This window comes from Pseudomonas sp. TSO6 (assembly GCF_056098905.1).
This window is the reverse complement of record NZ_JBLZWV010000015.1, coordinates 98,568-119,069: the sequence shown is the minus strand read 5'-3', so window position 1 is coordinate 119,069 and position 20,502 is coordinate 98,568. Positions and strand designations below refer to the sequence as shown.

Sequence of the window (20,502 nt, the reverse complement as noted above, 5' to 3'; positions counted from 1 at the left end):
TGCACGATCCTGATCGGCCCATCGCTGAATTTTCTGCTCTCTTTGCGCTCAGTCCCGGGCAGGGTTTTTCCTGACCGTTCTTAAATTGTCCAAGGAGACAGAAAAATGTCCAACCGTCAAAACGGTACCGTTAAGTGGTTCAACGATGAAAAAGGCTACGGCTTCATCACCCCTCAGTCGGGCGACGACCTGTTCGTGCACTTCAAAGCCATCCAAGCTGACGGCTTCAAAACCCTGAAAGAAGGCCAGGCTGTTACTTTCGTCGCTACCCGCGGCCAGAAAGGCATGCAGGCTGAAGAAGTTCAAATCGCCTAAGCGATTTAGCTTCCTAGCTTTCAAAAAAACCCGCCTTCTGGCGGGTTTTTTTATGCCTGACTGAAAGACCGAGTCGCCTTCTTCGCGGGTAAACCCGCTCCCACAGGTCCGCGCGGCATTTGAAGGCTGCGCCATACCTGTTGGAGCGGGTTTACCCGCGAAGAAGGCGACTCGGTCTCACAGATCAGTCTTCGCTGATGGTAATGCTCGGCATCGCCGGTGCCGCTGCTTCCTGCAGTACGATCCGTGCACCCACCTGGCGGGCCAGTTCCTGATAGACCATGGCAATCTGGCTTTCCGGCTCGGCAATCGCCGTGGGCTTGCCGCTGTCGGCCTGCTCGCGGATCAGCATCGACAGCGGCAACGAGGCCAGCAGGTCGACGCCATACTGGCTCGCCAGCTTCTCACCACCGCCTTCGCCGAACAGGTGCTCGGCATGGCCACAGTTCGAACAGATATGCACGGCCATGTTCTCGACCACGCCGAGCACCGGGATGTTGACCTTGCGGAACATCTCCACGCCCTTCTTGGCATCCAGCAACGCCAGGTCCTGCGGGGTGGTGACGATCACAGAGCCGGCCACCGGCACTTTCTGCGCCAGAGTCAGCTGGATATCGCCGGTGCCCGGCGGCATGTCGATCACCAGGTAATCCAGGTCGTCCCAGGCGGTTTGGGTCACCAGTTGCAGCAGCGCACCGGAAACCATCGGGCCACGCCAGACCATCGGCGTGTTGTCGTCGGTGAGGAACGCCATGGACATGACTTCCACACCATGGGCCTTGATCGGCACAAACCACTTCTGGTCACGGATCTGTGGGCGGGTGCCTTCAGCAATACCGAACATCACGCCCTGGCTTGGGCCGTAGATGTCGGCATCGAGAATACCCACGCGCGCGCCTTCGCGGGCCAGGGCCAAGGCCAGGTTGGCCGCGGTGGTCGACTTGCCCACCCCACCCTTGCCCGAGGCCACGGCGATGATGTTCTTGACGTTGGCCATGGCCGGTACCTGGGCCTGGGCCTTGTGCGCGGCCACCTGGCAATCGATCGACACCTGGGCGCTGCTGACGCCCTCGAGGTTGCCGATGGCGGTCTGCAGCACCTGGGCCCAGCCGCTCTTGAACAGCCCGGCGGCATACCCCAACTGCAATTGCACGCTGACCTGCCCGCCCTGGATATCAATGGCGCGCACACAACCGGCGCTGACCGGGTCCTGGTTCAGGTAGGGGTCGGTGTACTGGCGAAGCACGCCTTCGACGGCGGCACGGGTGACGGCACTCATGGAGACTCCCATTGGCAAACTTGATGTAGAACAGGCGCCTATCCTAACCCGTCAATCGTCAGCAGATGCGCATGCGGGGTGAAATATCTTCGCCAGCCCTTTATAGTGGCCGATCATCCTCATTTTTACCCCGTAGCCAGATAAGTAGCCGAGCCACCATGTCCGAGCCACGTCAGATTCTCGTCACCAGCGCCCTGCCCTATGCCAATGGATCCATCCATCTTGGCCATATGCTCGAGTACATCCAGACAGACATGTGGGTCCGCTTCCAGAAAATGCGCGGCAACCAGTGCATCTACGTCTGCGCCGACGACGCCCACGGCTCGGCCATCATGCTGCGTGCCGAAAAGGAAGGCATCACGCCGGAACAGCTGATCGCCAACGTCCAGGCCGAGCACAGCGGCGACTTCGCCGACTTCCTGGTGGAGTTCGACAACTTCCACTCCACCCACAGCGAAGAAAACCGCGAACTGTCGAGCATGATCTACACGCGCCTGCGTGAAGCCGGGCACATCGCCACCCGTTCGGTGACCCAGTATTTCGACCCGGAAAAGGGCATGTTCCTGGCCGACCGCTTCATCAAGGGTACCTGCCCCAAGTGCTCGGCCGAAGACCAGTACGGCGACAACTGCGAAAAATGCGGCGCCACCTACGCGCCTACCGAGCTGAAGAACCCCAAGTCGGCGATTTCAGGTGCCACCCCGGTACTGCGTGATTCGCAGCACTTCTTCTTCAAACTGCCCGATTTCCAGGCCATGCTGCAGCAGTGGACCCGCAGCGGCACGCTGCAGGACGCGGTGGCCAACAAGCTGGCCGAATGGCTGGATTCCGGCCTGCAGGAGTGGGATATCTCCCGTGACGCTCCGTACTTCGGCTTCGAGATCCCGGGCGAACCGGGCAAGTATTTCTACGTGTGGCTGGACGCGCCAATCGGCTACATGGCCAGCTTCAAGAACCTGTGCGCACGCCGCCCAGAGCTGGACTTCGACGCCTTCTGGAAGGAAGACTCCAAGGCCGAGCTGTACCACTTCATCGGCAAGGACATCGTCAACTTCCACGCCCTGTTCTGGCCCGCCATGCTCGAAGGCGCCGGCTTCCGCAAGCCGACTGCGGTCAACGTGCACGGCTACCTGACCGTCAACGGCGCCAAGATGTCCAAGTCGCGCGGCACCTTCATCAAGGCCCGCACCTACCTTGACCACCTGCAGCCAGAATACCTGCGTTACTACTACGCGGCCAAGCTGGGCCGTGGCGTCGACGATCTGGACCTGAACCTGGAAGACTTCGTGCAGAAAGTGAACTCCGACCTGGTGGGCAAGGTAGTCAACATCGCCAGCCGCTGCGCCGGGTTCATCCACAAAGGCAATGAAGGCGTGATGGTGGCCGGCGATGCCGCACCGGAGCTGACCGAGGCCTTCCTGGCCGCTGCCCCGTCGATTGCCGAAGCCTACGAAGGCCGCGACTTCGGCCGCGCCATGCGCGAGATCATGGCGCTGGCCGACCGCGCCAACGCCTGGATCGCCGACAAGGCACCGTGGTCGCTGGCCAAGCAGGAAGGCAAGCAGGATGAAGTGCAGGCCATCTGCGCCCAGGGCATCAACCTGTTCCGTCAGCTGGTGATCTTCCTCAAGCCCGTGCTGCCCGTGCTGGCCGCCGACGCCGAGGCCTTCCTCAACGTTGCCCCGCTGGCCTGGAACGACCACCTGTCGCGCCTGGAAAACCACCAGCTGAACCCGTTCAAGGCACTGATGAGCCGCATCGAACCGGCCAAGGTCGAAGCCATGGTCGCAGCCAGCAAGGAAGACCTCCTGGCCGCCGAAGCCAAGGCCCCGACCGGCAATGGCGAGCTGACCAAGGACCCGCTTTCGGCAGAAATCGAGTTCGACACCTTTGCTGCCGTTGACCTGCGCGTGGCACTGATCGTCAAGGCCGAAGCCGTAGCGGGCGCCGACAAGCTGCTGCAACTGACCCTGGATATCGGTGACGAGCGCCGCAACGTGTTCTCCGGCATCAAGTCGGCTTACCCCGACCCGTCCAAGCTGGAAGGCCGCCTGACCATGATGGTTGCCAACCTCAAGCCACGGAAGATGCGCTTTGGCGTGTCCGAGGGCATGGTCATGGCCGCCGGCCCTGGCGGTGAAGAAATCTACCTGCTGAGCCCGGACAGCGGCGCCAAGCCAGGCCAGCGCATCAAGTAACGCCCCTGCCCCGGCCCTCGTGCCGGGGCAGTTCCTTCTGCGCCTTGCTTGCCGGACAATCCCCCTGATTCCCGGCTATCGTCATCTCATGAGCGACTACATCCTGGTCCTGATCAGCGCCGCGCTGGTCAATCACCTGTGCCTGCTACAACCGGCAGCCCCCAGGCTGCACTTGCATGTGCACGGCCTGGCCTGCGCGCTGTGCATTGCACTGGGCGTTATCGGTGCCCAGTTGCTGATGCGAGGGGTGCTTGCCCCGTTGCACATCCACGACCTTGCCCTGTTCGTGCTATTGCCCTGGCTGGCATTGCTTGCCTGGGGTGTGCCATGGCTGCTGGCCAAATGGCGCCCGACCTGGCCCGTGACGGGGTTGCCAGCCCTGCTCTTGAGCAATGCCGTAGCGCTTGGGCTGGCGCTACAGCAGGCCAGCGACGACAGCACGTGGCCCGCCACTCTGCTGCAAGCCTTGCTGGCCGGTGGTGGCTTCTGGCTGGCGCTGGTCTTGTTCACTGACCTGCGCCAGCGCAGTGCCCATGCCGATATCCCCGGCGTGCTGCGCGGCCTGCCTATCGAATTGATCGGTGCCGGGGTAATGGCCATGGCATTTTCCGGTTTCAATGGGTTGTTTGCACAATGAACACCAGCCCCGACCCGCGACTACGCACCAGCATGGGCCTGGTCTTGCTGGCCTGCATACCTGGCCTGCTGACACTGCTGTGGCTGCACGGCTGGGGTTTGCTGGTGAACCTGTTGCTCTGCGCCAGTGCCGCCATACTGTGCGAAACCCTGCTGCTGGCAATGCGCGGGCAACCGCCGAAGCCGGCGCTGAGCGATGGCAGCGCACTGGTGACAGCCGTCTTGCTGGCGTGCGCCCTACCCACCCTCGCCCCTTGGTGGTTACCTGTGGTCGCCACCAGCGTTGCCATCGGCATCGGCAAGCAAGCGTTTGGCGGTGTCGGGCGCAACCTGTTCAACCCGGCCATGGTCGGTTATGCCTTCGTATTGCTGAGCTTCCCGTTGCAGATGAACCATTGGCCAGGGCCTGCACCTGGCCTGCTGGAAAGCCTGCAGCAGGTGTTTACAGGTGGTCAGCACATTGATGCCTGGGCTCGGCCTACGCTGCTCGACGGCCTGCGCCACAATCGCAGCCTGACCATTGACGAGCTGTTCGCCAGTCATCCGGGCTTCGGCAGTATTGGCGGCAGGGGCAGCGAATGGGCCAACCTGGCGTTCCTGCTTGGCGGCCTGTTCCTGCTGCAGCGCAAGGTGATCAGCTGGCATGCGCCTGCGGGCCTGCTGGCAGGGCTATTCGTGTTCAGCCTGTTGGGCTGGAACGGTTCGGGGTCGGATTCCAACGGCTCACCCTTGCTGCACCTGTTCTCCGGGTCCACCATGCTGGCGGCGTTCTTTATTGCCACCGAGCCCGTCTCCGGCCCCAAGAATGAGTGGGCCAGGTTGTGCTTCGGCCTGGGAGCCGGGCTGCTGATCTACCTGATTCGCACCTGGGGCAGCTACCCGGATGGCACGGCATTCGCCATCTTGCTGATGAACCTCATGGCACCGAGCCTCGAGCGCCTGGCCCTGCAGCGCCAGCAGGCCACCCGATGAACCGCCTGGCGCGTGACGCAGGCCTGCTGCTGCTGACCGGGGCACTGGCTGTGTCTGCCACGCTGACATGGCGACATTGGACCGGTACTGCCATTGCCAGCGCCGAGCAGCAACTGCAAAGTCGCCAGCGGCTGGCAGTGCTGCCTGAAGGCAGTTACGACAACCAGCCACTGGACACCCCCCTGCCAAGGCCCGCCGCCCAGCGGCCAAACACCCGGATCCTGGCAGCTTACCGGGCCACCCGAGCCGGCGAGCCCACTGCAATCATCCTGATCACCCAGGCCCAAGGTTATGCCGGGCCGATCGTGCTGAGCATCGCCATCGCCGCAGACGGCCGGCTGATCGGTAGCCAAGTGGTTGAGCAACAGGAAAGCCCGGGGTTGGGCGCACGCCTGGGAGACCCGCAGGTGCACTGGCTGGGGCAGTTTGCCAACCGCCAGTTGGGCGACCACTGGGCGCTGAAGCGGGACCAAGGCGACTTTGACCAACTGGCCGGCGCAACCGTGACCTCACGGGCAGTGATCACGGCACTACAGGAGGCCCTGAGCTACTTCGATGAGCAGCGCAGCATGCTGCTGGAGGTCACCCCGCATGAATAGCGTCTATTGGCTGGCAGCAAGCCTTGTGCCGGTGCTGGGTGCAACCGGAACGCTGCGCGAGGGCGCCGCCATCGGCGTGTGCGCGATCGTGATGGTTAGCCTGCACCAGGTGTTGCTGGCACCCTTGCGCCAGCGGCTGGCCAACTGGGCGTACGTGCTGGCAAGCCTGTTGCTGTTGGCCGCCCTGGCAAGCTGCCTGCAACTGGCCTTGCGTGCGTGGCTGCTGCCACTGGCCATTGTCCTGGGCCACTATCCCGCGCTGCTTTGCCTGCCATGCCTGGCCTACGACCACCTACTGCCTGGTCGGGGCCGCTGGCGCCTGCTCGCCAGGCACCTTGGCGCTGTGCTTGCCATCTGCCTGCTGCTCGGCGCCAGCCGCCAAGGGTTGGCTGAGCTGACCGGCCTGCACCTGGCCAGCCTGGCCCCCGGCGCGCTGCTACTGCTCGGACTGCTGCTGGCCTTGTACAATCGCCTGCGTCCGGGCCCCGCCCACCCACGTCGTCAAGGAAAGCTCTGATTTCATGAATGCCGCCAAACGCCTGGAGATCTTTCGCAGGCTGCACGAAGACAACCCCGACCCCAAGACAGAACTGGCCTACACCACCCCGTTCGAACTGCTGGTCGCCGTGACGTTGTCTGCGCAATCCACTGACGTCGGCGTCAACAAGGCCACCGCCCGCCTGTTCCCCGTCGCCAACACCCCCGAGGCCATCCATGCCCTGGGCGTTGAAGGCTTGAGCGAATACATCAAGACCATCGGGCTTTACAACAGCAAGGCCAAAAACGTCATCGAAGCCTGCCGGATGCTGATAGAGCAGCACGGCAGCGAGGTGCCGCAAACCCGCGAAGCGTTGGAGGCACTGCCCGGCGTGGGCCGCAAGACCGCCAACGTGGTGCTTAACACTGCATTTCGCCAACCGACCATGGCGGTGGATACCCATATCTTCCGGGTCAGCAACCGCACGGGCATCGCGCCAGGCAAGACGGTGCTGGAGGTGGAGAAAAAACTGGTCAAATTCGTGCCAAAGGATTACCTGCTCGACGCCCATCACTGGTTGATCCTGCATGGGCGCTATGTGTGCCAGGCCCGCAAGCCAAGGTGTGGCAGTTGCCGGATCGAAGACTTGTGCGAATACAAGCACAAGACCAGCGACGATTGAGCCGATAGCTCAAAACCACTCGCGGCGATTGAAAAAATCTTTTTTACCAGCGTCTGCTTTCTGGTTATAAGGACGGCCAATGGCCCCTTGGCTTGGAGCGACTCATGAGCACCGATAAAGACGACCTGTCGATCGAAGATGATTTTGTTGCCACAGAGGATGAAGCGGAACCCCAGGTGGAAAGCGCAAAGACCAACCTGAGCAAACGCCGCACCATCGACAACATGCTGGAAGAACGGCGCCTGCAAAAGCAGCTGGCCGATTTCGACTACGACCTGTAGCGCTGCTCGGGAGCCCTGGCAAAGCCTCCTGAAGGGAGGCTTTGCGGCCTGGCAGTCAGTTAAGACCTTGCCGCTGCGCCAGTTCGATCAGGTCAACCAGCGACCGCGCATTGAGCTTGAGCAATAGCCGGGACTTGTAGGTACTGACCGTCTTGTTGCTGAGGAACATGCTGTCGGCAATTTCCTTGTTCGAGCGCCCCCGCGCCAGCTGCTGCAACACGGTCATCTCGCGCGCCGAAAGACGGTTGACCATGTCCGTCTCGCTCCCCCCTCCCCTGCCACGCGACGCATGCAGGGCCTGGTTGGGGAAGTAACTGTAACCCGACAACACGGCCTTGATGGCGCTGAGCAACTCGGTGAGCTCCTGCTGCTTGCACACGTAACCAGATGCCCCCGCCTGCATGCAGCGCATCGAGAAGTTGCCGGGGGCCTGCGACGTCAGTACCAGGACTTTGCTGCCCGGGCTGAACGTTGCCATGCGCGCGATCACCTCCAGGCCATCCAGCCTGGGGATGCCAATATCCAGTACCACGATATCCGGCAGGTGTTGCCGTGTGAGTTGCAGTGCAGCCACCCCGTTGTCGGTCTCCGCCACCACGTCATACCCATGCCGCTCCATCAGCATGCGCACGGCCAGGCGTATGACCGGATGATCATCCACGATAAGCACTTTATTCATGCGATATCCATTGATTCATTGTTTTTGCTTTGGCACGCCACGATAACCGACAGGGCGTCCGATGGCGCGGCGAATTCCCAGCGAAACTGATGAGCAGATGAAACCTACAGCACTTACAGAAATTTCCTACAAATAACTACTGCTGTTGTAACAACTAAATTCTTTATTACCAAACTTACGGTATCACCCGCCCGTAAGTTCGCACCAGTTGAAAAGCTGACGTCCACTTGAAGAAAGATCCAATTCAAACAAGGTGAAAAATCAAGGCGACCAGGCTATCCGGCGATTAGTTCTCACCCGGAAACCAGTCCAGTCTTTAGCTGAGCTCAACGGTCAGGTATAGATGGGCAAAACCGCTGGAGACGGCCCAAATGACCCAAGCACAACCTGTCGCCCCGCTGACGATCATTGCCATCTTCGCGGGGATCATCGAAGCCTCCGCGCTCGCGACACTGCCGTTTCTCAGCGAGTCCAGCCAAAAACTCTACACCTGGTTTCTGGTGGGCTTCCCGTTTTTTCTCACAGCACTGTTCTTCCTGACGCTCAATTTCAACTACAAGTCGTTCTACAGCCCGTCACCCGGCAGAACGACGAATGACAACATGCCGATCCTCAACAACGTGGCCACTCCTGCCATGACCAACGGTCCCCACCAAGCGACCAAGGGCGAGCCAGTCACGTTCATGTTTTCCGGCCCCGATGCCGACCGCATGATGGAACAGCAACTTCTGTCTGCACTTGCCCACCCCCCCGTACCAGCGCGCACCTGGCGCTTTTGCAATCTGGACAGACGTCAATGTGCGCAGCTGTCGATCAGCGCACTCGAGGGCAACGTCGTGAACGAAGAGCGCTAAACCCCCGGACTTTTCTGCCCCCCAAAAAAAACCCCGGCCTGAGCCGGGGTTTCTACGACACGTGCCAGCAATCAGAGCAGCGAACGGCCTTTGTTGGCAGCAATGCGCATGCGCAGTGCGTTCAGCTTGATGAAGCCGGCCGCGTCTGCCTGGTTGTAGGCGCCGCCATCTTCCTCGAAGGTCGCGATGTTGGCATCGAACAGCGAGTCATCCGACTGGCGGCCGACCACGGTCACGTTGCCTTTGTACAGCTTCAGGCGTACCACGCCATTCACGTTGACCTGCGAAGCGTCGATCATCTGTTGCAGCATCAGACGCTCCGGGCTCCACCAGTAGCCGGTGTAGATCAGGCTGGCGTACTTCGGCATCAGCTCATCTTTCAGGTGAGCGACTTCGCGGTCCAGGGTGATCGACTCGATGGCACGGTGGGCCTTGAGCATGATGGTGCCGCCTGGGGTCTCGTAGCAGCCACGCGACTTCATGCCGACGTAACGGTTCTCGACGATGTCCAGGCGGCCGATGCCGTTGGCACCGCCGATACGGTTCAGGTCGGCCAGGACGGTGGCCGGGGTCTTCTCGACGCCATCGATCGCAACGATGTCACCGTTACGGTAGGTGAGCTCGATGTAGGTCGCCTGGTCCGGGGCGTTCTCAGGCGAGACGCTCCAGCGCCACATGTCTTCTTCGTGCTCGGTCCAGGTATCTTCCAGGACACCGCCTTCGTAGGAGATGTGCAGCAGGTTGGCGTCCATCGAGTACGGCGACTTCTTCTTGCCGTGGCGCTCGATCGGGATGCCGTGCTTTTCGGCGTAGTCCATCAGTTTTTCGCGGGACAGCAGGTCCCACTCACGCCACGGGGCGATGACCTTGACGCCTGGTTTCAGGGCGTAGGCACCCAGCTCGAAACGCACCTGGTCGTTGCCTTTGCCGGTGGCGCCATGGGAAATGGCGTCAGCGCCGGTTTCGTTGGCGATTTCGATCAGGCGCTTGGCGATCAGCGGGCGGGCGATGGAAGTACCCAGCAGGTACTCGCCTTCGTAGACGGTGTTGGCGCGGAACATCGGGAACACGAAATCACGCACGAACTCTTCGCGCAGGTCGTCGATGTAGATCTCTTTAACACCCATTGCCTGGGCCTTGGCACGGGCCGGTTCGACCTCTTCGCCCTGACCCAGGTCAGCGGTGAAGGTCACCACTTCGCAGTTGTAGGTATCCTGCAGCCACTTGAGAATCACCGAAGTATCAAGGCCGCCGGAATACGCCAGTACGACCTTTTTTACGTCCGCCATGCCATCACTCCACGGGGTTGTACGGAAAGGGATCGATTCTAACGGCCTTGCGGATAAATTTACAGTGGGGCGACAGCTTCTGACGACAAAGCGACAGGAACTGTCGGAAGGGCGACGGGGGGGGCAGGGCTATCCAGGGGGCGGGGCTCAGGATCGTATCGGGGCATCAAAGTGCATGCCTCAGCATCTCTAGCGCCTATGAGATCGAGCGCCGCCCGCGCGGCGCATCGCCGGCAAGCCAGCTCCTACATTTGTTTCGGGCCAGTCATGCCTGCACCTCAGGCGCGCGCCCCCTTGGCGCATCACCTTCACTATCGATGGGAACAAACAAGGCGAACAGCGGTGAGCCCACAGAAGTGACTGGCCCGAAACAAATGTAGGAGCTGGCTTGCCGGCGATGCGCCGCGCGGGCGGCGCTCGATCTGATAGGCGCTGAAAACGTTGTGGCGAACGCCTGGTAGCCCTGATGCAATCTCTTTCCATACACCTGAAGGCACCCCGATCTCAGGGCGCCTTCGCCCCCGGCGCGGCAGCCGCCGGGCTGGCTGGTGCTGGCGCCGGCGCGGCAGGCGCCACTCGTTCAGCCGGTTTTTCCGCGGGTTTCTCAACCACTGCCACCCGATCCAGCTCAATATTCACCCGGCGATTGCGCGCCCGGTTGGCAGCGCTGTTGTTCTTCACCAACGGGTACTGCTCGCCATGGAAGCGCACCGTGATCTGTTCTTCAGTCAAACCGTGGGCCTTGAAGTAGTCAGCCACCGCCAGCGCGCGACGACGCGACAGGTCACGATTGGTCAGGCGGTTGCCACTGTTGTCGGAGTGGCCGTTCAGCTCGATGTGGTTTACCGTCGGGTCGGCTTTCATGTAATCCAGAATCACATCCAGCCGTGCACGCGCCGACGCGTCCAGGTCGGTGCCGCCCCCTGGGAAGCCCACCTGGGTCTGGCGCACCTGATCGTAATTCATTGGCAGCAGCTTGCTGGCACAAACCTGGTAGTCGCTGTAGGCCTTGGCGAAGCTGACCGGCAGCACGCGCACTTCCATCGGCCTGCCGGCCTCACCGGTGTAGTTGCGTACCACGGTGCTGCGCCCGTCGAGCAGGCCGTTTATCAGGCGGCTGGCCTGGCCTTGGGAAGAACTGAACAGCACCCCGGTACGGGCCATGCGCACGCTGCCCAGGTTGATATCACCCCGCCCAGGCTGCCACGGCGCCGCCGCCGCCAGCAGGCTGGCTGTACCTGCACCCAGTACGTTGCTGTCCGAACGCAGCTGGAACACCGGCTGTTCACCTGCCCGGCGCACGAACTCGCCGCTGCCAAAACCTTCTATTGGCTGGATCAGACGGCACTCGAACTGGTCACCCTCGACCTTCCAGGCAATGTTCTCCATGCGCGTCTGGAAAGTCAGTGCGCCGGCCGGCAGGCTGGCGAACAGGGTCAACAGGGTTAGGTAACGCTGGCGCACGGGCGGCTCCACAAATTCTGACGGCTTACCTGCAGGCTATCGGACGCCTGCCGGAAAACTTGATAGCCGTGCTCGCCCCAGGGTTTTCCGGTAGCATTGGGGCTTGAGTTCGACCCGCCTGGAATCCCCAATGTCCGATCGCCTGACCCTCCTGCGCCCCGACGACTGGCACATCCATCTGCGCGATGGTGCCGTCCTGCCCCACACCGTTGGCGACGTGGCGCGTACCTTCGCCCGTGCCATCATCATGCCCAACCTGGTTCCTCCGGTGCGTAATGCCGAGCAGGCTGGTGCCTACCGCGAGCGCATTCTGGCTGCCCGCCCGGCCGGCAGCCGCTTCGAGCCGCTGATGGTGCTGTACCTCACCGACCTCACCAGCCCCGAGGACATCCGCGCGGCCAAGGCCAGCGGTTTCGTGTACGCCGCCAAGTTGTACCCGGCCGGCGCCACCACCAACTCCGATTCCGGCGTGACCAGCATCGACAACATCTTCCCGGCCATAGAGGCACTGGCGGAAGTGGGCATGCCGCTACTGGTGCATGGCGAAGTTACCCGCAGCGAGATCGACGTGTTCGACCGCGAAAAGCGCTTCATCGACGAGCACATGCGCCGCCTGGTCGAGCGCTTCCCGACGCTGAAGGTGGTGTTCGAACACATCACCACCAGCGACGCCGCGCAGTTCGTCACCGAGGCCCCGGCCAACGTCGGCGCGACCATCACCGCCCAGCACCTGCTGTACAACCGCAACCACATGCTGGTTGGCGGCATTCGCCCGCATTTCTACTGCCTGCCGATCCTCAAGCGCAACACCCACCAGGTGGCGCTGCTGGACGCGGCCACCAGCGGTAACCCGAAGTTCTTCCTGGGCACCGACTCGGCACCGCACGCTCGTCACGCCAAGGAAGCCGCCTGCGGGTGCGCCGGTTGCTACACCGCCTACGCGGCCATCGAAATGTACGCCGAAGCGTTCGAGCAGCGTAACGCGCTGGACAAGCTGGAAGGCTTTGCCAGCCTGCACGGCCCGGCCTTCTACGGCCTGCCGGCGAACACCGACACCATTACCCTGGTGCGTGAAGAATGGACCGCCCCGGACACCCTGCCGTTTGGCGAGCAGACCGTAATCCCGCTGCGCGCCGGTGAAAAACTGCGCTGGCGCCTGCTGGAGGAAAACGCGTGAGCGAAGAACTCTACGAAGACGACATGGACACCCAAGGTAGCAGCGGTTCGCGCCACCCGATGGCCGAGCGCTTCCGCGGCTACCTGCCGGTAGTGGTGGATGTGGAGACAGGTGGTTTCAACAGCGCGACCGATGCCCTGCTGGAAATTGCCGCCGTCACTATCGGCATGGACGAGAAAGGCTTCCTGTTCCCCGAGCACACCTACTTCCACCGGGTAGAGCCGTTCGAGGGCGCCAACATCGAAGCCGCCGCGCTGGAGTTTACCGGCATCAAGCTGGACCACCCGCTGCGCATGGCCGTCAGCGAGGAAAGCGCGCTGACCGACATCTTCCGCGGCGTACGCAAGGCACTCAAGGCCAATGGCTGCAAGCGGGCGATCCTGGTCGGCCACAACAGCAGCTTCGACCTGGGCTTCCTCAATGCGGCGGTGGCGCGCAACGACCTGAAGCGCAACCCGTTCCACCCGTTTTCGAGCTTCGACACCGCTACCCTCGCGGGCCTGGCGTATGGCCAGACCGTGCTGGCGCGTGCCTGCCAGAGCGCGGACATCGACTTCGACGGGCGTGAGGCGCACTCGGCGCGTTATGACACCGAGAAGACGGCCGAGCTGTTCTGCGGCATCGTCAACCGCTGGAAAGAGATGGGCGGCTGGCGCGACTTCAACGATTGAGCTGCAAAAGCATTCGCGGGCATGCCCGCTCCCACAGGTTCACCTTTGCCGTCAGGCATGCAGAGAATCGGTGGGAGCGGGCGCGCCCGCGAAGCGGCCGGCACAGAACGGCATAAAAAAACCGGCCAACGAGGGCCGGTTTTTTTATGCGAGCGGCAATTACAGCTTGCCAGCGTTCTCGCTCAGGTAGGCAGCAACGCCTTCTGGCGAAGCGTTCATGCCTTTGTCGCCTTTTTTCCAGTTGGCAGGGCAGACTTCGCCGTGCTCTTCGTGGAACTGCAGGGCGTCAACCAGGCGCAGCAGCTCGTCCATGTTACGGCCCAGTGGCAGGTCGTTGATGATCTGCGAGCGGACAACACCGTTGGTGTCGATCAGGAAGGCGCCACGGAAGGCCACGCCGCCTTCGGACTCTACGTCGTAGGCTTTGCAGATTTCGTGGGTCATGTCGGCAGCCAGGGTGTACTTCACCTGACCGATGCCGCCGTTGTTGACCGGGGTGTTACGCCAGGCGTTGTGGGTGAAGTGCGAGTCGATCGACACGCCGATCACTTCGACGTTGCGCGCCTGGAAGTCCGGGATGCGGTTGTCCAGGGCGATCAGCTCGGACGGGCAGACGAAGGTGAAGTCCAGCGGGTAGAAGAACACCAGGCCGTACTTGCCCTTGATGGCCGAAGCCAGGTTGAAGCTGTCGACGATCTCGCCATTGCCCAGCACGGCTGGAACGGTGAAATCGGGGGCTTTCTTACCAACGAGTACGCTCATTGTAATCTCCTGATGAGGGTGAAAAACCGTTTGCCGGGCCAGACGGGCTTGCCCGACATCCAACAAAGGCCGACCATCATACACGGCTTCTGATGACAGGCCGAATCCATCAGGCAGGCAACCACCGGTCGCTCAAGCACAGCCTTTTCAGAAAGCACTTTGACAAGCATTCTCATTCACATTAAGCTCCAATCCATCGACTCAACCCGCGATGGTCAGCCCTTATGTATGTGTGTCTTTGTGTCGGCGTCACCGACGGACAGATCCGCGATGCGATCTATGAAGGATGCTGCAGTTACAAGGAAGTGCGAGCCGCGACCAATGTCGCAAGCCAGTGTGGCAAATGTGCCTGCCTGGCCAAGGAAGTGGTCCGTGAGACCCTGACCGAGCTTCAGGTCAGCCAGGCCGCCCTGCCCTATCCCGTGGAATTTACCGGGGCCTGAAAACCCAGAATTCAAAGAACCGGACCCTGTGTCCGGTTTTTTTATGCCTTAAATTCAATAAGTTAGCGCTCCAACGCGGTTCACAAACATTCTTATTCCTATTAATTTTCACTTATTATTCAACAACTTAGGTTTGACACTACTAAGTATCGGGCTCAAACTTCACTGTATTGGCACACTTCTACAGGGCAGGAACCCGTAATGAAAGGCGACGTAAGCGTCATCCAGCATCTCAACAAGATCCTCGGAAACGAGCTGGTCGCGATCAACCAGTACTTCCTGCACGCACGCATGTACGAAGATTGGGGCCTGAACAAGCTCGGCAAGCACGAGTACAAGGAATCCATCGACGAGATGAAGCACGCTGACAAACTGATCAAGCGTATTCTCTTCCTCGAAGGCATCCCTAACGTTCAGGACCTGGGCAAGCTGCTGATCGGCGAGCACACCAAGGAAATGCTCGAGTGCGACCTGAAGCTTGAAAAGAAAGGCCTGGCCGACCTGAAGGCAGCCATCGCCCATTGCGAAACCGCTGGCGACTTCGGCTCGCGTGACATGCTTGAAGAGATCCTCGAATCCGAGGAAGAGCACATCGACTGGCTGGAAACCCAACTGGGGCTGATCGAAAAGATCACTATCGAAAACTACCTGCAGTCGCAGATGGGCGAAGAATAATTATTCGCCGCATAAAAAAACCCGCTATCAGCGGGTTTTTTTATGCTTGCCGGAAGCTCAGGCTTCGGAAGCCTTGGCTTTGGCAGCAGCGTCCTTGATCAGGGTTTGCAGCTCACCCTTCTCGAACATTTCCAGCATGATGTCGCTACCGCCAACCAGCTCACCGGCTACCCACAGCTGCGGGAAGGTCGGCCAGTTGGCATATTTTGGCAGGTTGGCACGGATTTCCGGGTTCTGCAGGATGTCGACGTAGGCGAACTTCTCGCCACAACCCATCACTGCTTGCGATGCCTTGGCCGAGAACCCGCATTGCGGGGCATTCGGCGAGCCTTTCATGTAAAGCAGAATGGTGTTGTTGGCAATCTGCTCTTTGATCGTTTCGATGATATCCATGTAGCACCTCGGCTTAACTTTGCGACGCTGTTGTCGGCACGGTGGCGCATTGTAACGGAAAGCCGAGCAGCGTGCTCGGCCTTGCTGTTCCTTACGCGGCCTCCACCTGCACGGGTACGCCATTGAGCGCAGCGTTGCCGGAAACCTGGTCCCGCAAGCGCTCGTCGGTCAGGTCATTGGCGCTCACCCCGGGCTGCGCCTGGGCGATCTGCATGTGCACGCCCTGACGACCGTGACCGAAGCCATGGGGCAGGCTGACCACACCGGGCATCATGTCCTCGCAGGCTTGCACCTCGACTTCGAGATCACCCGTGCGGGAGCGGACACGCACCCGCTGGCCGTCCTGCAACTGTCGCTGTTGCAGGTCTTGCGGGTGCATCAACAGATGATGGCGAGGCTTGCCTTTCACCAGGCGGTGGAAATTGTGCATCCATGAGTTGTTGCTGCGCACGTGGCGGCGGCCGATCAGCAGCAGCTCACCCGGTACGGGCGGTGCCAGTTGCGTCAGGCGGTGAAGGTCGTCCAGCAACACCTGGGGTGCCGCTTCGACAGCCTTGCTGGTAGTCGCCAGGCGCTCAGCGAGGTTGCTGCGTAACGGCCCGAGGTCAAGGCCGTGTGGGTGCTCGTCCAGCGTTGCCAGTGAAAGCCGCCAAGGCGTTGCTTCACCATAGCGCCCCTTGCGCAAGGCCAGATCGATCATCTGCGCAGGTGCCCAGGTCGGTTTCAACTCAAGCTCGGCACGCCTGGCAAACGCCTGGGCCAGGCCGACGAAAATTTCCCAGTCGTGCAGCGCCCCGTCCGGCTTGGCCAGGATCGCCCGGTTGAAGCGGGTGACGTTGCGCACGGCCAGCAAGTTGAAGGTGCTGTCGTAGTGGTCGTTTTCCAGCGAGGAGGTGGAAGGCAGGATCAGGTCGGCATGCCGAGTGGTTTCATTGATGTAGAGGTCGATGCTGAGCATGAACTCCAGGCCTTCCAGGGCCGCATCCAGCTGGCGACCGTTAGGCGTGGACAGCACCGGGTTGCCGGCCACTGTCACCAAGGCGCGTACCTGCCCTTCGCCAGGTGTCAGCATCTCTTCGGCCAGGGCCGCCACGGGTAGCTCGCCACCGTACTCGGGCAAACCCGAGACCCGGCTCTGCCAGGCGTTGAAATGGCCGCCCGAGGTGGTGGCCACCAGGTCGACGGCGGGCTCGGTGCACAAAGCGCCGCCTTCACGGTCGAGGTTGCCGGTAACCAGGTTGATCAGTTGCACCAGCCAGTGGCAGAGGGTCCCGAAGGTTTGGGTGGAAACGCCCATGCGGCCATAGCACACGGCCTTTTCTGCCGCAGCGAAGTCCCGTGCCAGCTGGCGGATCTGCGTAGCAGCAATGCCGCAATGCGGGCTCATGGCTTCGGCGCTGAGGGGGGCAAGCGCCTCACGCACCTGCTGCAGGCCGTTGATGGGTAAGTGCGAACCTTGCGCCAGGCCCTCCTCGAACAGGGTGTTGAGCACGCCGCACAACAAGGCTGCGTCCCCACCCGGACGGATAAACAGGTGGGTATCGGCCATGGCCGCCGTTTCGCTGCGCCGAGGGTCCACCACCACCAGGCGCCCGCCCCGGCCAAGCAGGGCCTTGAGGCGCTTTTCCACATCGGGAACGGTCATGATGCTGCCGTTGGAGGCCAGCGGGTTGCCGCCAAGAATCAGCATGAAGTCGGCGTGGTCGATATCCGGAATCGGCAGCAGCAGGCCATGGCCATACATCAGGTGGCTGACCAGGTGTTGTGGCAGCTGGTCTACCGAGGTGGCCGAGAAACGGTTGCGTGTCTTGAGCAGGCCGAGGAAGTAGTTGCTGTGGGTCATCAGACCGTAGTTGTGCACGCTTGGGTTGCCCTGGTAGACCGCCACGGCATTGCGCCCGTGAGCCTGCTGGACCGCCCACAACTTTTCCGCGGCCAGGGCAAAGGCCTCTTCCCAGCCGATGGCCTGCCAACGCTCCCCTACCCGCTTGTGCGGCTGGCGCAGGCGGTCAGGGTCGTTCTGGATGTCCTGCAACGCCACGGCCTTGGGGCAGACGTGGCCACGGCTGAACGGGTCCTGGGGGTCGCCCTTGATCGAGCTGATTAGCGCCCGCCCGTCGTCTTCATGGCTGACTTCGATATTCAGCCCGCAGATTGCTTCGCACAGGTGACAGGCACGGTGATGCAGGGTCTTGGTCATGGCCGCCTCTGCCTTGTTGTTGTCGAACATTGACTATGCGCCCGCCCCCTGCCCCCGGCCAGCGCCCTTCGCCGCGTGAATCCACCGACATCAGGCACACGATTTGCGACAGCCATTTGCCAAATTGCCAGCAAGCCCTGTACAACCTCGTGTAGTAAATAAAAAACAGCACAGGCCGACGGGTGAAGACACCCTTTGCAACACCCTTTGCAATCAGGCCGCTGTTCCCCCTTGGCTTCAGGCGACATTTACTTATAGTATTGCGCCTTTCCCTATTTTCGTCCGCCCCGTGCGGCTTACGCCGCAGGTCAATCCCGTTGTCAAAAAAAACCATACGGTCGACCTGCATACCGTTGCAGATAAGGTAGTCAATCATGAGCGCTAGGCACTTTCTCTCCCTGCTGGACTTCACCACCGACGAATTGCTCGGGGTGATCCGCCGCGGCATCGAGCTGAAGGACCTGCGCAAACGAGGCGTGCTGTTCGAGCCCCTGAAGAACCGCGTGCTTGGCATGATCTTCGAGAAATCCTCGACCCGTACCCGCGTGTCGTTCGAGGCTGGCATGATCCAGCTGGGCGGCCAGGCCATCTTCCTGTCGCCACGCGACACCCAGCTGGGCCGTGGCGAGCCGATCGGTGACAGCGCCATCGTGCTGTCGAGCATGGTCGATGTGGTGATGATTCGTACCCACGCCCACAGCACCCTGACCGAATTCGCCGCCAAGTCGCGTGTGCCGGTGATCAACGGCCTGTCCGACGAGTCGCACCCATGCCAACTGCTGGCCGACATGCAGACCTTCCTCGAGCACCGCGGCTCGATCCAGGGCAAGACCGTGACCTGGATCGGCGACGGTTTCAACATGTGCAACTCCTATATCGAGGCCGCCAGGCAGTTCGATTTCCAGCTGCGCATCGCCTGCCCCGAAGGCTACGAGCCGGATCAGCGCTTCATGGCGCTGGGCGGTGACCGCGTGCAGATCATCCGCGATGCCAAGGAAGCCGTGCGTGATGCACACCTGGTGGTCACCGATGTCTGGACTTCCATGGGTCAGGAGGAGGAAACTGCACGGCGCCTGGCGCATTTCGCGCCTTACCAGGTCACCCGCGAACTGCTCGACCTGGCGGCACCCGATGTCCTCTTCATGCACTGCCTGCCCGCCCACCGTGGCGAGGAAATCAGCCAGGACCTGCTCGACGACCCACGTTCGGTCGCCTGGGACGAGGCTGAAAACCGCCTGCATGCACAGAAGGCGCTTCTCGAATTCCTTGTAGAACCGGCTTACCACCACGCATGAGTCAACCCCTACTGCTCAACCTGCGCAACCTCGCCTGCGGCTACGGCGACCAGCGCATCGTCCAGAACCTCAACCTGCACCTGAACGCAGGCGACATCGGTTGCCTGCTGGGTTCATCCGGTTGCGGGAAAACCACCACGCTGCGCGCCATTGCCGGTTTCGAACCGGTGCACGAAGGCGAGATCCAGCTGGCCGGCGAGGTCATTTCCCGCGCCGGCTTCACCCTGGCCCCGGAAAAGCGCCGCATCGGCATGGTGTTCCAGGACTATGCGCTGTTCCCGCACCTGACCGTGGCGCAGAACATTGCCTTTGGCATCGCCAAGCACCCACGCCAGGCCGCCGTCATCGAAGAGATGCTCGAACTGGTCAAGCTTGGCGGCCTGGGCGGGCGTTACCCGCACGAATTGTCTGGCGGCCAGCAACAACGGGTCGCCCTGGCCCGCGCGCTGGCGCCGGAACCGCAGTTGCTGCTGCTCGACGAGCCATTCTCCAACCTTGACGTGGAGTTGCGCCGGCGCCTGAGCCATGAGGTTCGCGATATTCTCAAGAGCCGTGGCACCAGCGCCATCCTGGTTACCCATGACCAGGAAGAAGCCTTTGCTGTCAGCGATCAGGTTGGTGTGTTCAAGGAAGGCCGCCTGGAGCAGTGGGACACGCCCTACAACCTTTACCACGAACCACAGACGCCGTTCGTGGCCAGCTTTATTGGCCAGGGGTACTTCATCCGTGGGCAGATGAGCAGCCACGAAGCCGTCAATACCGAGCTGGGAGAACTGCGCGGCAACCGTGCCTACATCATGGCACCGGGCAGTTCGGTGGACGTGCTGCTGCGGCCCGACGATATCGTGTATGCACCGGGCAGCGCGCTACAGGCGAACATCGTTGGCAAGAGCTTCCTGGGGGCATCGACCCTGTACCGCCTGCAACTGCCGACTGGCAGCCAGCTGGAAGCGATCTTCCCTAGCCATAACGACCTTCAGGTCGGTGAAGATGTGGGGATTGCGGTGAAAGCCGATCACCTGGTGCTGTTCCCGGTGCCGGGTAGCGTTGCGGCGCAGTTGCCGCGCCAGGAGAATGGCGTGCGTCGGTACAGTTCCGCGACCTGATTGCAGATCCCTGGGGCCGCGCTGCGGCCCAATCGCGACACAAGGCCGCTCCCA

The 20,502-nt window shown here is 61.6% G+C and carries 22 protein-coding genes; 15 read left to right on the top strand and 7 right to left on the bottom strand.

Annotated features, from left to right (window positions below; genetic code table 11):
- The first annotated feature begins 105 nt into the window (after positions 1-105).
- Positions 106-315, top strand: coding sequence for a cold-shock protein (locus ACN6NG_RS04900; protein WP_012273869.1), 210 nt, complete (start codon positions 106-108; stop codon positions 313-315).
- A gap of 184 nt (positions 316-499) precedes the next feature.
- Here the strand turns inward: ACN6NG_RS04900 and apbC are convergent, their stop codons facing one another.
- Entirely contained in the window at positions 500-1,594 is a 1,095-nt protein-coding gene (gene apbC / locus ACN6NG_RS04895) for an iron-sulfur cluster carrier protein ApbC (RefSeq protein WP_016498225.1), read from the bottom strand.
- 158 nt (positions 1,595-1,752) lie between these two features.
- On the opposite strand from apbC, the gene metG reads away from it, so the two are divergent.
- The 7 genes from metG (at position 1,753) to ACN6NG_RS04860 (ending at position 7,440) form a co-directional block, all read left to right on the top strand.
- Complete coding sequence (gene metG, locus ACN6NG_RS04890; RefSeq protein ID WP_063422200.1) at positions 1,753-3,792, top strand: methionine--tRNA ligase; 2,040 nt, start codon at positions 1,753-1,755, stop codon at positions 3,790-3,792.
- 88 nt (positions 3,793-3,880) lie between these two features.
- Positions 3,881-4,429: an Rnf-Nqr domain containing protein gene (locus ACN6NG_RS04885; protein WP_353456286.1), complete on the top strand. Its 549-nt coding sequence runs from the start codon at positions 3,881-3,883 to the stop codon at positions 4,427-4,429.
- The gene (locus ACN6NG_RS04880) at positions 4,426-5,400 is read left to right on the top strand and encodes an RnfABCDGE type electron transport complex subunit D (protein WP_063422202.1); all 975 of its coding nucleotides are present in this window, start codon (positions 4,426-4,428) and stop codon (positions 5,398-5,400) included. Before ACN6NG_RS04885 ends, ACN6NG_RS04880 begins: the two co-directional genes overlap by 4 nt.
- On the top strand, positions 5,397-5,999 hold the full coding sequence (locus ACN6NG_RS04875) for an RnfABCDGE type electron transport complex subunit G (protein WP_474313107.1): 603 nt from the start codon (positions 5,397-5,399) through the stop codon (positions 5,997-5,999). Before ACN6NG_RS04880 ends, ACN6NG_RS04875 begins: the two co-directional genes overlap by 4 nt.
- On the top strand, positions 5,992-6,516 hold the full coding sequence (locus ACN6NG_RS04870; protein WP_063422203.1) for a hypothetical protein: 525 nt from the start codon (positions 5,992-5,994) through the stop codon (positions 6,514-6,516). The genes ACN6NG_RS04875 and ACN6NG_RS04870 overlap by 8 nt, the downstream gene beginning before the upstream one ends.
- A gap of 4 nt (positions 6,517-6,520) precedes the next feature.
- Positions 6,521-7,159: an endonuclease III gene (nth, locus tag ACN6NG_RS04865; RefSeq protein ID WP_016498219.1), complete on the top strand. Its 639-nt coding sequence runs from the start codon at positions 6,521-6,523 to the stop codon at positions 7,157-7,159.
- Positions 7,160-7,263: 104 nt separating this feature from the next.
- Entirely contained in the window at positions 7,264-7,440 is a 177-nt protein-coding gene (locus tag ACN6NG_RS04860) for a PA3496 family putative envelope integrity protein (RefSeq protein ID WP_016498218.1), read from the top strand.
- A gap of 55 nt (positions 7,441-7,495) precedes the next feature.
- Here ACN6NG_RS04860 and ACN6NG_RS04855 read toward each other — a convergent pair whose 3' ends face one another.
- A complete protein-coding gene (locus tag ACN6NG_RS04855; protein WP_016488774.1) occupies positions 7,496-8,119 on the bottom strand; it encodes a response regulator transcription factor in 624 nt (207 codons plus the stop codon).
- 371 nt (positions 8,120-8,490) lie between these two features.
- Between ACN6NG_RS04855 and ACN6NG_RS04850 the strand changes: the two genes are divergently transcribed.
- A complete protein-coding gene (locus ACN6NG_RS04850) occupies positions 8,491-8,973 on the top strand; it encodes a hypothetical protein (protein WP_353456288.1) in 483 nt (160 codons plus the stop codon).
- A 71-nt stretch (positions 8,974-9,044) separates the two neighbouring features.
- Here the strand turns inward: ACN6NG_RS04850 and ACN6NG_RS04845 are convergent, their stop codons facing one another.
- Both ACN6NG_RS04845 and ACN6NG_RS04840 read right to left on the bottom strand, forming a co-directional pair.
- On the bottom strand, positions 9,045-10,262 hold the full coding sequence (locus tag ACN6NG_RS04845) for an argininosuccinate synthase (protein ID WP_016498216.1): 1,218 nt from the start codon (positions 10,260-10,262) through the stop codon (positions 9,045-9,047).
- Positions 10,263-10,766: 504 nt separating this feature from the next.
- On the bottom strand, positions 10,767-11,726 hold the full coding sequence (locus ACN6NG_RS04840) for a flagellar protein MotY (protein ID WP_474313105.1): 960 nt from the start codon (positions 11,724-11,726) through the stop codon (positions 10,767-10,769).
- A gap of 130 nt (positions 11,727-11,856) precedes the next feature.
- On the opposite strand from ACN6NG_RS04840, the gene pyrC reads away from it, so the two are divergent.
- The gene (pyrC, locus tag ACN6NG_RS04835; RefSeq protein ID WP_474313102.1) at positions 11,857-12,903 is read left to right on the top strand and encodes a dihydroorotase; all 1,047 of its coding nucleotides are present in this window, start codon (positions 11,857-11,859) and stop codon (positions 12,901-12,903) included.
- 23 nt (positions 12,904-12,926) lie between these two features.
- Positions 12,927-13,574 carry a ribonuclease T gene (gene rnt / locus ACN6NG_RS04830; RefSeq protein WP_217435874.1) on the top strand — a complete coding sequence of 216 codons (648 nt, stop codon included), beginning with the start codon at positions 12,927-12,929 and terminating at the stop codon, positions 13,572-13,574.
- 159 nt (positions 13,575-13,733) lie between these two features.
- Here rnt and ACN6NG_RS04825 read toward each other — a convergent pair whose 3' ends face one another.
- Positions 13,734-14,336 carry a peroxiredoxin gene (locus ACN6NG_RS04825; RefSeq protein WP_012273884.1) on the bottom strand — a complete coding sequence of 201 codons (603 nt, stop codon included), beginning with the start codon at positions 14,334-14,336 and terminating at the stop codon, positions 13,734-13,736.
- A gap of 224 nt (positions 14,337-14,560) precedes the next feature.
- Here ACN6NG_RS04825 and ACN6NG_RS04820 point away from each other — a divergent pair, with 224 nt between their 5' ends.
- Together ACN6NG_RS04820 and bfr are read left to right on the top strand one after the other, a co-directional pair.
- Complete coding sequence (locus tag ACN6NG_RS04820) at positions 14,561-14,779, top strand: bacterioferritin-associated ferredoxin (protein ID WP_063422209.1); 219 nt, start codon at positions 14,561-14,563, stop codon at positions 14,777-14,779.
- 201 nt (positions 14,780-14,980) lie between these two features.
- A complete protein-coding gene (gene bfr, locus ACN6NG_RS04815) occupies positions 14,981-15,454 on the top strand; it encodes a bacterioferritin (RefSeq protein ID WP_063422210.1) in 474 nt (157 codons plus the stop codon).
- Between the two features lie 57 nt (positions 15,455-15,511).
- Here bfr and grxD read toward each other — a convergent pair whose 3' ends face one another.
- Together grxD and ACN6NG_RS04805 are read right to left on the bottom strand one after the other, a co-directional pair.
- Positions 15,512-15,847, bottom strand: coding sequence for a Grx4 family monothiol glutaredoxin (gene grxD, locus ACN6NG_RS04810; RefSeq protein ID WP_016498211.1), 336 nt, complete (start codon positions 15,845-15,847; stop codon positions 15,512-15,514).
- A gap of 91 nt (positions 15,848-15,938) precedes the next feature.
- Positions 15,939-18,047 (bottom strand): molybdopterin-dependent oxidoreductase, encoded by a 2,109-nt coding sequence (locus ACN6NG_RS04805; protein ID WP_474313120.1) that lies wholly within the window; start codon positions 18,045-18,047, stop codon positions 15,939-15,941.
- Positions 18,048-18,421: 374 nt separating this feature from the next.
- On the opposite strand from ACN6NG_RS04805, the gene argF reads away from it, so the two are divergent.
- Entirely contained in the window at positions 18,422-19,342 is a 921-nt protein-coding gene (gene argF, locus ACN6NG_RS04800) for an ornithine carbamoyltransferase (protein ID WP_016498209.1), read from the top strand.
- Positions 19,339-20,448: an ABC transporter ATP-binding protein gene (locus tag ACN6NG_RS04795; RefSeq protein ID WP_016498208.1), complete on the top strand. Its 1,110-nt coding sequence runs from the start codon at positions 19,339-19,341 to the stop codon at positions 20,446-20,448. The genes argF and ACN6NG_RS04795 overlap by 4 nt, the downstream gene beginning before the upstream one ends.
- The last annotated feature ends 54 nt before the right edge of the window (positions 20,449-20,502 follow it).

Bases quoted from the DNA above. Each gene is read 5' to 3' on its own strand.
- ACN6NG_RS04900 (WP_012273869.1), top strand. From the start codon at position 106: ATGTCCAACCGTCAAAACGGTACCGTTAAGTGGTTCAACGATGAAAAA.
- apbC (WP_016498225.1), bottom strand. From the start codon at position 1,594: ATGAGTGCCGTCACCCGTGCCGCCGTCGAAGGCGTGCTTCGCCAGTAC.
- metG (WP_063422200.1), top strand. From the start codon at position 1,753: ATGTCCGAGCCACGTCAGATTCTCGTCACCAGCGCCCTGCCCTATGCC.
- ACN6NG_RS04885 (WP_353456286.1), top strand. From the start codon at position 3,881: ATGAGCGACTACATCCTGGTCCTGATCAGCGCCGCGCTGGTCAATCAC.
- ACN6NG_RS04880 (WP_063422202.1), top strand. From the start codon at position 4,426: ATGAACACCAGCCCCGACCCGCGACTACGCACCAGCATGGGCCTGGTC.
- ACN6NG_RS04875 (WP_474313107.1), top strand. From the start codon at position 5,397: ATGAACCGCCTGGCGCGTGACGCAGGCCTGCTGCTGCTGACCGGGGCA.
- ACN6NG_RS04870 (WP_063422203.1), top strand. From the start codon at position 5,992: ATGAATAGCGTCTATTGGCTGGCAGCAAGCCTTGTGCCGGTGCTGGGT.
- nth (WP_016498219.1), top strand. From the start codon at position 6,521: ATGAATGCCGCCAAACGCCTGGAGATCTTTCGCAGGCTGCACGAAGAC.
- ACN6NG_RS04860 (WP_016498218.1), top strand. From the start codon at position 7,264: ATGAGCACCGATAAAGACGACCTGTCGATCGAAGATGATTTTGTTGCC.
- ACN6NG_RS04855 (WP_016488774.1), bottom strand. From the start codon at position 8,119: ATGAATAAAGTGCTTATCGTGGATGATCATCCGGTCATACGCCTGGCC.
- ACN6NG_RS04850 (WP_353456288.1), top strand. From the start codon at position 8,491: ATGACCCAAGCACAACCTGTCGCCCCGCTGACGATCATTGCCATCTTC.
- ACN6NG_RS04845 (WP_016498216.1), bottom strand. From the start codon at position 10,262: ATGGCGGACGTAAAAAAGGTCGTACTGGCGTATTCCGGCGGCCTTGAT.
- pyrC (WP_474313102.1), top strand. From the start codon at position 11,857: ATGTCCGATCGCCTGACCCTCCTGCGCCCCGACGACTGGCACATCCAT.
- rnt (WP_217435874.1), top strand. From the start codon at position 12,927: ATGGACACCCAAGGTAGCAGCGGTTCGCGCCACCCGATGGCCGAGCGC.
- ACN6NG_RS04825 (WP_012273884.1), bottom strand. From the start codon at position 14,336: ATGAGCGTACTCGTTGGTAAGAAAGCCCCCGATTTCACCGTTCCAGCC.
- ACN6NG_RS04820 (WP_063422209.1), top strand. From the start codon at position 14,561: ATGTATGTGTGTCTTTGTGTCGGCGTCACCGACGGACAGATCCGCGAT.
- bfr (WP_063422210.1), top strand. From the start codon at position 14,981: ATGAAAGGCGACGTAAGCGTCATCCAGCATCTCAACAAGATCCTCGGA.
- grxD (WP_016498211.1), bottom strand. From the start codon at position 15,847: ATGGATATCATCGAAACGATCAAAGAGCAGATTGCCAACAACACCATT.
- ACN6NG_RS04805 (WP_474313120.1), bottom strand. From the start codon at position 18,047: ATGACCAAGACCCTGCATCACCGTGCCTGTCACCTGTGCGAAGCAATC.
- argF (WP_016498209.1), top strand. From the start codon at position 18,422: ATGAGCGCTAGGCACTTTCTCTCCCTGCTGGACTTCACCACCGACGAA.
- ACN6NG_RS04795 (WP_016498208.1), top strand. From the start codon at position 19,339: ATGAGTCAACCCCTACTGCTCAACCTGCGCAACCTCGCCTGCGGCTAC.